This is a genomic window from Pedococcus sp. P2_A3 (genome assembly GCF_056405035.1).
This window is the reverse complement of the sequence record NZ_JBFUCW010000033.1, coordinates 1-10,968: the sequence shown is the minus strand read 5'-3', so window position 1 is coordinate 10,968 and position 10,968 is coordinate 1. Positions and strand designations below refer to the sequence as shown.

At 71.3% G+C, this 10,968-nt stretch carries 10 protein-coding genes and 1 tRNA gene; 4 read left to right on the top strand and 7 right to left on the bottom strand.

What is annotated here, in order from left to right; genetic code table 11:
• Positions 1–95 precede the first annotated feature (95 nt).
• A tRNA-Ile gene (locus AC1DX8_RS19715) sits at positions 96–169 on the bottom strand.
• 275 nt (positions 170–444) lie between these two features.
• Here AC1DX8_RS19715 and AC1DX8_RS19710 point away from each other — a divergent pair.
• Together AC1DX8_RS19710 and AC1DX8_RS19705 are read left to right on the top strand one after the other, a co-directional pair.
• Positions 445–960, top strand: a complete 516-nt coding sequence (locus tag AC1DX8_RS19710) for a DUF3145 domain-containing protein (RefSeq protein WP_477631654.1) — start codon at positions 445–447, stop codon at positions 958–960.
• Positions 961–1,095: 135 nt separating this feature from the next.
• Positions 1,096–1,725, top strand: coding sequence for a hypothetical protein (locus tag AC1DX8_RS19705; protein ID WP_477631653.1), 630 nt, complete (start codon positions 1,096–1,098; stop codon positions 1,723–1,725).
• A gap of 13 nt (positions 1,726–1,738) precedes the next feature.
• Here the strand turns inward: AC1DX8_RS19705 and AC1DX8_RS19700 are convergent, their stop codons facing one another.
• Positions 1,739–2,248, bottom strand: a complete 510-nt coding sequence (locus tag AC1DX8_RS19700) for a hypothetical protein (RefSeq protein ID WP_477631652.1) — start codon at positions 2,246–2,248, stop codon at positions 1,739–1,741.
• Between the two features lie 242 nt (positions 2,249–2,490).
• On the opposite strand from AC1DX8_RS19700, the gene AC1DX8_RS19695 reads away from it, so the two are divergent.
• The gene (locus AC1DX8_RS19695) at positions 2,491–4,818 is read left to right on the top strand and encodes a glycosyltransferase family 2 protein (RefSeq protein WP_477631651.1); all 2,328 of its coding nucleotides are present in this window, start codon (positions 2,491–2,493) and stop codon (positions 4,816–4,818) included.
• Positions 4,819–4,875: 57 nt separating this feature from the next.
• On the opposite strand, the gene fabF is transcribed toward AC1DX8_RS19695, so the two are convergent.
• From fabF to AC1DX8_RS19670, 5 genes are all read right to left on the bottom strand, one after another.
• Positions 4,876–6,120 (bottom strand): beta-ketoacyl-ACP synthase II, encoded by a 1,245-nt coding sequence (gene fabF / locus AC1DX8_RS19690; RefSeq protein WP_477631650.1) that lies wholly within the window; start codon positions 6,118–6,120, stop codon positions 4,876–4,878.
• A gap of 151 nt (positions 6,121–6,271) precedes the next feature.
• On the bottom strand, positions 6,272–6,520 hold the full coding sequence (locus AC1DX8_RS19685) for an acyl carrier protein (protein ID WP_477631649.1): 249 nt from the start codon (positions 6,518–6,520) through the stop codon (positions 6,272–6,274).
• 95 nt (positions 6,521–6,615) lie between these two features.
• Positions 6,616–7,635 (bottom strand): beta-ketoacyl-ACP synthase III, encoded by a 1,020-nt coding sequence (locus AC1DX8_RS19680; RefSeq protein WP_477631648.1) that lies wholly within the window; start codon positions 7,633–7,635, stop codon positions 6,616–6,618.
• A gap of 1 nt (position 7,636) precedes the next feature.
• Positions 7,637–8,605 carry an ACP S-malonyltransferase gene (locus tag AC1DX8_RS19675; protein ID WP_477631647.1) on the bottom strand — a complete coding sequence of 323 codons (969 nt, stop codon included), beginning with the start codon at positions 8,603–8,605 and terminating at the stop codon, positions 7,637–7,639.
• Between the two features lie 150 nt (positions 8,606–8,755).
• Positions 8,756–9,946: a PucR family transcriptional regulator gene (locus tag AC1DX8_RS19670; protein WP_477631646.1), complete on the bottom strand. Its 1,191-nt coding sequence runs from the start codon at positions 9,944–9,946 to the stop codon at positions 8,756–8,758.
• Positions 9,947–10,072: 126 nt separating this feature from the next.
• Between AC1DX8_RS19670 and AC1DX8_RS19665 the strand changes: the two genes are divergently transcribed.
• Positions 10,073–10,968, top strand: an 896-nt coding sequence (locus tag AC1DX8_RS19665) for a glycerophosphodiester phosphodiesterase family protein (protein ID WP_477631645.1), incomplete at its 3' end; no start/stop codon positions are given.

Below are 10,968 nucleotides of genomic sequence, written 5' to 3'. Positions count from 1 at the left end.
TCAGCCGGAGCCAGTGTCAAGGATGACCCGAAGCCATGTCAGGCATGTCCCGGAGCCAATCCGTCGCGCATGAGCCGAACTCATACAGCTGTGGGTGGGGCAGGTCGGGCTTGAACCGACGACCGACGGATTATGAGTCCGCTGCTCTGACCGACTGAGCTACTGCCCCGGCACCAGCTCGGCTCGCACCGGCTGGGCGCCGCGAGCCTACCGCCGTCCGACCGGAGGGCAGGCAGGTGCCGGGCGGTGACGACGCGGCATACCTGGGACTCGGCTGGACTGTTCACCTTGATGGGGCCGAGGTGCGTGGTATTGCTGGTGCGGATGTGGTTTGTGGTGCACAATGGGTCCCGCACAGCCAACTGAACAACGCGGCAACAGGCCGAGCCAGCAGGTGACGAGGTTCGTGGGGAAGACGTCCCTCGCACACCAAGGAGGCCCGGAATGTCTGTCGCGATGCCGCGTGTCATGACCCGCGGGGTGGTGTTCATTCACTCCACCCCGAAAGCGCTGTGCCCGCACATCACCTGGGCCCTCGAGTCCGCCCTCGACGGCCGCTTGGCCATCGACTGGACCCCACAGCCGGCCGGTGCCGCACTCGTCCGCGCGGAGTTCCCGTGGGCAGGAGTGCAGGGCACCGGCGCCAAGCTCGCCTCGACGCTGCGCGGGTGGGACAACCTGCGCTACGAGGTCACCGAGGAGCCGAGCGCCGGAGCCGACGGGTCGCGCTGGTCGCACACCCCCGCTCTGGGGATCCACCACACGTGGACCTCGGCGTCCGGCGACGCGGTGATCAACGAGGACCGGCTCCGTGACGTGATGCGGCTGTCGCAGGGCTCACCGGAGGCGATGGTCGAGATGGTCGAGGAGCTGCTCGGCACCGACTGGGACGCCGAGCTGGAGCCCTTCCGGTATGCCGGTGACGGTGCTCCGGTGCGCTGGCTCCACAAGGTCGGCTGAGCCTCGAGAAGGGTCGGCTGAGCCTCACGAAGGTCGGCTGAGCGTCCTGCGGCACCCTCTTGACCTGCACGTTTCGGGGGTTCGGCCGGGGGTTGGGTAGCCTTGCGCGCTGTCCGCTCAACTCTGGAGGAACGTGTGACCCGCCCCAAGCTCATCCTGGGGGCGCTGTCCGCAGCCTGTGTGGGGACGCTGCTGTGGTGCGCCTGGCTCATCCTGGCCGCCGATCTGCCCCGTGGCGCCATGGTGGCGTCGTGGACGCTCTGGCTGATCTCGGCGGCAGCGGTCGTGACCCTGCTCGCCTACCTCCGCGAGTTCCTGAGGCACCGTGAGGCCGTGGGACGTGAGGCGTCCTGGAAGCCGCTGCCGGGACTGGTGCTGCTCTGGGTCGGCGGGGTGACCGCGTTGGCGTCGTTCGCTTTCGTGCTCCCCGATCGGGCCGGCGCCGCCGACGCCGAGGGCCCTGGGAGCGCCAGCACCTCGCTGACCGCGCGGCCTGGTGTGACGTCCGGCGATGCCACGGGCACCCCGGCCGCAACGGTCTCCAGGTCGACGTCGGCGCGGACGACGCCGCCTGCGCCCGTCTCGACGACGGCGCCCACGCAGGCCCCGGCGACGGGGGCCGGTTCGACGACCTCGACGACCGCCACCAGCACCAAGACGAGGGGCAAGTCCACCCACTCGTCGACCGGCAAGCCGACGCCCTCGAGTACCAGCTCCACGACCTCGCCGCTGATCGGCATCACCCTGCCGCCACCGCCCCGCTGACGCGCGGCCGGACCTAGGACTGCAGCTCGGGCCAGAGCGCCATGCCCACGACCGGACGGCCGGCGCGGGTCCGCAGCACCTCGAGCCCCACGCCGTCGAAGAGCTCCATCGGCAGGCACCAGAACCGCTGCCCGAGGTCGACCACCACGACGTCCCGCAGCGTCACCACCGCGACGACGCACGAGTAGGCCAGCTCCGTGCACGAGTCGTGGTCGCGGAACCGGATCGTCTGGCTCCCGACCGTCAGGCCGATGATGCGGCCGGGGACGAACTCCCGGTCGCAGTGCCTGCCGATGGCCAGGACGGTGTGGACGACGCTGGCGGCCGTGGCCGCCAGGAAGACCAGGGGTGCTGCCAGGACCGCCGCGGAGACCTCACCTGACCGAGCCCCCAGGAGGTTCGGCGCGGTGACGGCCAGCAGCAGCACGGCACTCGTCACCAGGGGCGCACCCCAGGTCTGCGGACGCCGCAGCACGTGACGGCGCGAGGCCCTCTTGAGCCGACCCGCCAGAAGCTGGTCCACGATGAGAATGCGCTCCCGACCCCCCAGGGTCCCCCCCGACCTGCCGACCATCGATGCCCTCCCCGGGCCGCCCCTGCAGCGACCGTTGGGACACGATAGAGCGCCCGCCCCGAGGTTCGAGGCGGGCGCTCCAGGTGTCGGCCGAACGGCTGAGGCGTCGTCGAGCGGCGTGTTGACACGACAATTTCCGGGCGGCCCGGATGGCGGTAGGTTTCACGCCGACGACGAGGAACGGAGTTGCTGTGGCCGAGCTGGTTCTGCTGGCCGTGATGGCTGGGGCGTCGGCAACCGTCGTCTTCCTCGCGTCCGTCCGATCGGGCACCCCCCGCATCGCTCGGCACAGCCGCCCCTCGTCGATCGTGACGCGTCTCGTGCACCCCCTCCTGCCGCTGCTCCTGGTCTGCGGAGTCCTCTCGGTCTGGATTCCTGCCCATGCCCTCGGGTGGCCCCTCGTCGTGCTCTGGGTCTCGACGCTGCCCTGGTTGCGAGTGACCCGGCGCTGGGGACCTTGGGCACACACCAGCTGGACCCTGACCGTAGCCGCCGGCGCTGGCTACCTCGTCGCCATGACGGTGTGGACTCTCGAGTCGGGTCTCGACGGCCTCCCTCTGGTGGGAGCTTGGGGGCTGTTGTCGTTGGAGGTGGTGGCCTACCTCCTCATCCTCAGCTACGTGTGGGAGATCCACGACGCCCTGGGCTCGCGGGTCTGGCTACGACGCATCCTCCCTGAGGCCGCGGCGACCCACAGCGAATCAGGGGACCTTCCCTTCGTGACCATCCACGTACCCAGCCACAACGAGCCTCCCGACCTGGTGATCGACACCCTGACAGCCCTGCTGGCCCTCGACTACCCGTGCTACGAGGTCCTGGTCATCGACAACAACACCACTGACGACGCCCTGTGTGCGCCCGTGGAGGCGTTCTGTGCAGCGCACCCGGAGCTGCTCCGCTTCCATCGGCTGCTTGACTGGCCCGGCTACAAGTCCGGCGCCCTGAACTTCGCCGAGGAGCACTCCGATCCTCGCGCGCAGCTGATCGCCGTGGTGGACGCGGACTACCAGGTCGACCCTGACTGGTTGCGCTCCACGGTCGGGGCGTTCGCAGATCCGCAGGTGGCTTTCGTGCAGTCACCCCAGGACTATCGGGACTGGGCCCACGCGCGCTACCTGCGCAGTCTCTACTTCAGCTACGACTACTTCTTCACCGTGTCGCAGCCCTCACGGGACGAGCGAGCCGCCGCGATCTTCGGCGGCACCATGGGCCTGGTCCGGCGATCGGCATTGATGGACGTCGGGGGGTGGGACGAGTGGTGTGTCACGGAGGACGCGGAACTCTCTCTGCGGCTGCTGAAGAAGGGCTGGACCGGGCACCACCTGGACGCCGCCTTCGGGCGAGGGATCATGCCCTTGACGTTCGAAGCCCTGAAGCGGCAGAGGTTCCGCTGGTGCTTCGGGGGAATGCAGATCCTCAAGCGGCACTGGCGCCACCTGCTGCCGTGGAGCCGGGGGACCCAGCTCTCGCTGAGCCAACGCCTGGGTTATCTCATCGGTGGCTTCCAGTGGTTCGGTGACCTGGTTGGCCTGGTGTTCAGCCTCGTGGTCATGCTGAGCCTGCTCGACCTCGCTCTGGGCGGAGGTTTTGTCGTGCGGAGGATCAGCGGCCTGCTGATCATCGCTGTTCCGGTGCTGGTGCTGCTGGGCATGGTGCGTGCCGTGGCCGTTCTCAAGGCGGTCGGGCGGGAGGCAACTCTCAGGGACGCGGCCGGCGCCTACCTGGTCTGGCTCTCCCTCGGCTGGGTGGTGGCCGTTGCCTGTGTGAGGGGATTGGTGGAACCTCACGGGGTCTTCCTGCGGACCCCCAAGGTGCGGGGCGACCTGCGGTGGAGCGACGCCGCGCGAGCCAACGTCGCCGAGCTCGCTCTGGCGACCTCCGGAGCCCTCAGTGCGCTGGCGGCCTTGGTGTTGCACCCCGGCTGGGTGACCGCCGGTCTCACCGCTCTGCTGGTCGTGCCCGTGACTGGATGGCTTGCCGCTCCTGGCCACAGTGTTGCCGCGATGCGCGTCGACCTGCCCGCGCCGCTCCGTCGCCGTCGCGCGGCCGAGTGGCGCCGCGGCTGGTGGGGGCCGCGCACCCGCTTGTCCCTCGCGTCGGCGTTGGGTGCTGCTGCCGTGGTGGGACTCGTCGTCGGCCTCGTGCAGCCGACCAGCGACCAGCAGCCGGTCCCGGCTGCCGTGCCCAGCATCGAGCGACGCCAGCCACCTGGCCCCGAGTCCCCGACGACGAACTCCACGCCGACGCAGACCACGACCAGCAGCCCCAGCTCGGAATCCTCCACCTCTGGCGGGCGAGTGGCACCTTCGGCCCCCACGACCGGCCCGTCGAGCACCTCGGCCCGGACCAGCTCCACCTCTCCCAGGGCAACCGCCTCTCCATCGTCCCCCGGGTCCCCGACGTCACCGGGGTCGCCGACCGGGCGGCCGACCTCGACGGCAAGTCCTACGGCGAGGCCGACCGGACCGCCGAGCACGCCCCCCGGTAGGCCCACGACAACCCCCACCGGCCGCCCCTGACCCGCTGACCCATGCCCAGCCGGGGCTGTTGAATGACCGCTGCGGCAGCTGGGAGGGTCAGACGGAGGTGAAGACCACCGCCACGTTGTGACCGCCGAAGCCGAACGAGTTGTTGAGGGCCGCGATGTCGCCACCGGGCAGCTTGCGTGCCTCTCCGTGCACGACGTCGAGCTTGATCTCGGGGTCGAAGTCGTCGAGGTTGATCGTCGCCGGCGCGATCCGGTGGTGCAGGGCGAGGATGGTCAGGACGCCCTCGAGCGCACCGGCGGCGCCGAGCAGGTGACCGGTCATCGACTTCGTGGCGCTGACCGGCATACCGTCGGCGTCGTCGCCGAAGGCGCGGCGGATCGCGTTCGACTCCGCCACGTCACCCACCGGGGTCGAGGTGGCGTGGGCGTTGACGTGCACGATGTCCTTGGGTGTGAGGCCCGCCCGCTCGACCGCCTCGCGCATCGCCCGCGACGCGCCGGCGCCCTCGGGCTCCGGCGCCGCGATGTGGTGGGAGTCGGAGGACATCCCGACCCCGCCGATCTCGGCGTAGATGGTCGCCCCACGAGCCTTGGCTGCTTCGTACTCCTCGAGCACGATCACGGCAGCGCCCTCGCCGAGCACGAAGCCGTCGCGGCCGGTGTCGTAGGGGCGCGAGGCGCGCTCGGGGTCGTCGTTGCGGGTCGAGAGCGCCTGCATGGCGGCGAACCCGGCGATCGGCAGGGCGTGCACGGCCCCCTCGGTGCCACCGGCGACGGCGATGTCGGCGCGGCCGTTGCGGATCATCTCGTAGGCGTAGCCCATCGCCTCGAGCCCGGAGGCGCAGGCCGAGACGGGCGTGTGGGCGCCGGCCCTGGCGCCGATCTCCAGCGACACCGCCGCGGAGGAGGCGTTGGGCATGAGCATGGGCACGGCGAGCGGGAACACCCGTCGCGGGCCCTTCTCACGCAGGTTGTCCCACTGGTCGAGCAGCGTCCAGACGCCGCCGATGCCGGTGCCGATGCACGCCGCCAGCCGCTCGGGGTCAACCTCGGGGGCGCCCGCGTCGGCCCACGCCTCGCGGGCGGCGATCAGGGCGTACTGCGCGCTCGGGTCGAGCCGGCGCACCTCCACCTTGGTCAGCACCTCGGTCGGCTGGGTGTGGATCGTGGCGGCGAACTTCACTGGGAGCTCGTACTTCTCCACCCAGTCGAAGTCCATGGTCTTGGCGCCCGACCGTCCGGCCAGGATGGCGTCCCACGTCTCGGGGACGGTGCCGCCCACGGGGGTGGTGGCTCCGAGGCCTGTGACGACGACGCGTCGTTCGGCGGTCATGGCTGGGTCTGCTCCTTCGTCGGGTCGTGCGGTGGCTGGTCGCCGGTGCGGGCCTGTGCGGGGCTGGGCGGCCGGTGCGCGGTGGCGGCTCATGCGGCTTGGGTATGCCGCGTGGCCGCCACCGCGCGGGTGGTGCTGGGTGGTGCCGGGCTCAGCCCTGGTTCTTGGCGATGAAGGCGACGGCGTCGCCGACGGTCTTGAGGTTCTTGACCTCGTCGTCCGGGATCCGCACGCCGAACTTCTCCTCGGCGTTGACGACGATGGTCATCATCGACAGCGAGTCGATGTCGAGGTCGTCGGTGAAGGACTTCTCGGACTGCACCGACTCGGTGTCCAGCCCGGTCTCCTCGTTGACGATCTCGGCCAGACCCTCGAGGATCTCCTGTTCGCTCTGCGCCATCCGGCTCAGCTCCTTCTGTTGGTGGTGTGACTGGTGGTCGTCACGTGGGGTGGTCACTGCGGTGGCCCGGTTCACCCGCGGGCCGACGGGAGTCTTCAGGGGAGGACGACGACCTGGGCCGCGTAGACCAGTCCGGCGCCGAAGCCGATCTGGAGGGCCAGCCCGCCGTGCGGGACCTCGCCCTCGCGCAGCATCCGCTCGGTGGCGAGGGGGATCGAGGCGGCCGAGGTGTTCGCGGTCTCGGCGATGTCGCGCGCGACGGGGATGTCGGTGGGCAGCTTGAGCTGCTTGATCATGGCGTCGATGATCCGCATGTTGGCCTGGTGCGGGATGAACGCGTCGAGGTCCTCGGCCCGCACGCCGGCGGCGTCGAGGGCCTTCTGGGCCACCGGGGCCATGCCCCAGACCGCCCAGCGGAAGACGGACTGACCCGCCATGCCGATGGCCGGCCAGCCGAGGTCGCCGTCACGCACCTCGACCCACGAGTCGCGTTGCGAGATGGTCTTCCACTGCGAGCCGTCGGAGCCCCAGACGGTCGGACCGATGGCGGGGGTGTCGGAGGGGCCCACGATCGCGGCGCCCGCACCGTCGCCGAAGATGAACGCGGAGCCGCGGTCGGTCGGGTCGGTGAAGTCGGAGAGCTTCTCGACGCCGACCACGAGGACGTGGCGGGCGCTGCCACCCCGCACCATGTCGCTGGCGAGGCTGATCGCGTGGCAGTAGCCGGCGCACGCCGCGGAGATGTCGAAGGCCGCACCCCGGATGCCCAGCCGGTCCGCGAGGATCGGGGCCGCGGCGGGCGTCTGGTACGGGTGGGTCACCGTGGCCACGACGACCGCGTCGACGTCGGAGGCCTCGAGCCCGGCCGCCGTCACGGCCTCGCGGGTGGCCTCCTCGGACATGTCGACGACGGACTCGTCCTTGGCGGCGAAGCGACGGCTCTTGATGCCGGAACGCTCCTGGATCCACTCGTCGGAGGAGTCGATCGCCTCGATGATCTCCGAGTTCATCACCACGCGCTCGGGCCGGTAGCCGCCGACGCCCATGATGCGGGCGTAGGTGGCACCCTCGGACGGGGTGATGAAGCCGGTGCCCTTGGGGGCTGGTGTGCTCATGTCAGGCCTCTTGCGCGTCGGTCGGGAGGGATCCTGCGTCGGCGGGGTCTCCGCCGTGGTCGCGAACGAGCTGCTGCGCCGCCTCGAGGTCGTCGGGCGTCTTCACTGCCAGTGTGGCAACTCCGGGCATCGCGCGCTTGGCGAGCCCGACGAGGGTGCCGGCGGGGGCCAGCTCGACCATCGCGGTGACCCCGAGGTCGACCATGGTCTGCATGCACAGGTCCCAGCGCACGGGGCTGCTCACCTGCTTGACCAGACRTGCCAAGGCGTCGGCCCCGTCGGCGACGGGCTGGCCGTCGGCGTTGGACAGCAGCGTGACCCCGGGGTCGCTCACCTCGAAGTCGGCCGCGAGCTGCTGGAGGGCGTCGACGGCGGGCGACATGTGGCTGGTGTGGAACGCGCCGGCCACCTGGAGCGGGATGACCCTGGCCTTGGCCGGGGGGTCAGCGGCGAACGCCGCGAGCTGGTCGAGGGTGCCGGCGGCGACGGTCTGACCCGCACCGTTGGCGTTCGCAGCGGTCAGTCCGTGCCGCGCCAGTGCTTCGGCTACCTCGGCCGGGTCGCCACCCAGGACGGCGCTCATGCCGGTGGGGGTCAGCGCACTGGCGGCGGCCATGCCGGCGCCACGCTCGCGGACGAACACCATCGCGTCGTGGTCGGACAGCACGCCGGCGAAGGCGGAGGCGGTGATCTCGCCGACGGAGTGGCCCGCCGTGACGCCGACCGGGCCGACCGGTCCACCGGGCATGAGCACGGCAGCCGCGGCCAGACCGGCCGCCACGATCAGCGGCTGGGCGACCGCGGTGTCCTTGATCGTCTCGGCGTCCGAGGTCGTGCCGTGCGTGACGAGGTCGAGCCCCGCCACGTCGGAGAGCGACTCGAGCCGCGCACGGAACGCCGGGAGCTCGAGCCAGGGCGCGAGGAAACCGGGGGTCTGGGAGCCCTGTCCGGGGCAGACGATTGCTAGCACGTCCCCACCCTCTCGGTCGGAGGGTCGCGCCTGCGTGACCGTTTGGCACGAACATCGGAGAGGTCTTTTGGAGGATGTCTACAAACGAGGCGTGGAACTGTCGCGCCGGCTGCGCTTCGTGTGAGCAGTGTCTCAGCGGGCGAGCGCACGTCAGCGGCGGGTCGGTGTCCTCGGGCTGACCGGTCGGCTGAGCCGCCCCAGCGCGAGGGCGATGCGCACGGTGTGGGCGTCGTGCGGGTCGGTCAGCTGGTAGCCGGTCAGCTCGGCGATCTTGCCGAGCCGGTAGCGGACCGTGTTGGGGTGCACGAACAGCACGCGGGCGGTGCCCTCGAGCCCGCCACCGGACTCGAGGTAGGCCGAGGCCGTCTCCAGCAGGGCGCCGCTGCTGGAGGACAGCGGGTGCCAGATGCGGTCGAGCATGAGGGCCCGGGCGGGCGCGTCGCCGACCAGCACGCGCTCGGCCAGCAGGTCGTCGGCGGTGACCGGTCGCGGAGCCCCGGGCCACGCGTGGGCGCACGACTGGCCCGCCAGCGCCGCCCGCGCCGAACGCCCGGCTGCGAACAGGTGGGGGACCGTCGGCCCCACGACGAGCGGTCCGTCGCCGAAGTGGTCGGCCACTGCCCGGGCCGCGGCCATCGGGTCGTCCACGTTGCCGAAGATGCAGACCAACCGGCGTCCCTGGACGGCAGCCAGCGTGTCGACCCCCACCCGTTCGGCCGCACGGCGCAGTCCGTCGACCACGCCCTCGGACCCGCCGGGCGGCGTGCTGCCGGCAATGACGGCGACCCGGGTCGTGGACCCCCACCCGAGCGCCGCGGCCCGGGACTGCATGGAGTCGTCGGCCTCACCGCGCAGGACCGCGTCGACCACCAGGCCCTCGAGCCGCGCATCCCAGGCGCCGCGCGCCTCGGCCGCGTGGGCGTAGACCTCGGCAGCCGCGAAGGCGATCTCCCGGGAGTAACGGAGCACCGACTCTCGCAGGGCCTGTTCCTCGCCGGGCTCGGCCAGGGCGGTCGCGTCCTGCTCCACCACGTCGACGACCGAGCGCACGAGGTCGAGGGTCTGGCGCAGGGTGATCGACCGGGTCAGCTCGCGCGGCGCAGTCCCGAAGACGTCAGCCGTGACCGGGGTCTGGTCGCCCCCCTCGCGCAGCCACGAGATGAAGGCTGCGATGCCGGCCTGGGCGACCAGACCGACCCACGACCGGTCCTCGGCGGAGAGCACGCGGTACCAGTCGTGCGCCCCCTCCATCCGCCGCGTCGCCGCGGACGACAGCTCCCCGGCCGACCGCTCGACCCGCTGCAGGGTGGCGGTCGACGTGGTCAGGCGGGTGGCCGGCATACCGCGAGTCTATTTGTATGCCGCCGACAATCCGCACCTCGTCGCTGGCCACTGTTCGACGCCCCTTCACCCGGGGGTCGCCCTGCCGTCGCCCCCCGTGGCGCCGGGCTTCCTAGCGTCGCCTGCATGACCAGAATCCTTCCCGTCCTCGCCGTCGCCGGGCTCTTCATGGTGGGCTCCACCGCCGTTGCCGTCAGCACCGCCCAAGGCGCGCCGGGCGCCGCCGCTCCGGTCGCCACCCGCCCCGTCGCCGACCACCAGCGAGACCAGACCAGCCCACTGGTGCTGGCACACCGCGGCGCCTCGGGCTACCGGCCCGAGCACACCATCGCCGCCTACGAGCTCGCCGTCGCCATGGGGGCCGACTACATCGAGCCGGACCTCGTGATGACCCGGGACGGCGTGCTCGTCGACCGCCACGAGCCGGAGATCTCCGGCACCACCGACGTGGCGTCCCACCCCGAGTTCGCCTCTCGCAAGACGACCAAGCTGCTCGACGGGGTGAGCACCACCGGGTGGTTCACCGAGGACTTCACCCTCGCCGAGCTCAAGACGCTGCGCGCCGTCGAGCGGCTACCCGCGATCCGGCAGGAGAACACGCTCTACAACGGCCGGTACGACGTGCCGACCTTCGAGGAGGTCCTCCGGGTGCGCGAGCGGCTGTCCCGGGAGTACGGCCGCGAGATCGGCATCATCCCGGAGATCAAGCACTCGACGTACTTCCGCGCCGCCGGGCTCAACCCGGAGCGCGCCCTGATGGAGGCCGTCTCCCGGCACCACCTCAACCGGTCGTCGGCGCCCCTGTGGGTGCAGAGCTTCGAGCTCGGCAACCTCGTCGCGCTCCGCGAGCAGTACCGCTACCGGGCGAACTCCGTCTTACTCACCAGCGCCACCGGGGCGCCGTACGACCTCGTCGCAGCGCACGACCCGCGCACGTATGCCGACCTGATGACCCCGGCCGGCCTGACGTCGCTCTCGCGGTGGGTCGACGGCATCGGCCCCGACAAGGGACTGGTCATCCC

Coding starts and splice junctions, on each gene's coding strand:
- AC1DX8_RS19680 (WP_477631648.1), bottom strand. CDS start 7,635: ATGAGCACACCAGCCCCCAAGGGCACCGGCTTCATCACCCCGTCCGAG.
- AC1DX8_RS19710 (WP_477631654.1), top strand. CDS start 445: ATGTCTGTCGCGATGCCGCGTGTCATGACCCGCGGGGTGGTGTTCATT.
- AC1DX8_RS19670 (WP_477631646.1), bottom strand. CDS start 9,946: ATGCCGGCCACCCGCCTGACCACGTCGACCGCCACCCTGCAGCGGGTC.
- AC1DX8_RS19685 (WP_477631649.1), bottom strand. CDS start 6,520: ATGGCGCAGAGCGAACAGGAGATCCTCGAGGGTCTGGCCGAGATCGTC.
- fabF (WP_477631650.1), bottom strand. CDS start 6,120: ATGACCGCCGAACGACGCGTCGTCGTCACAGGCCTCGGAGCCACCACC.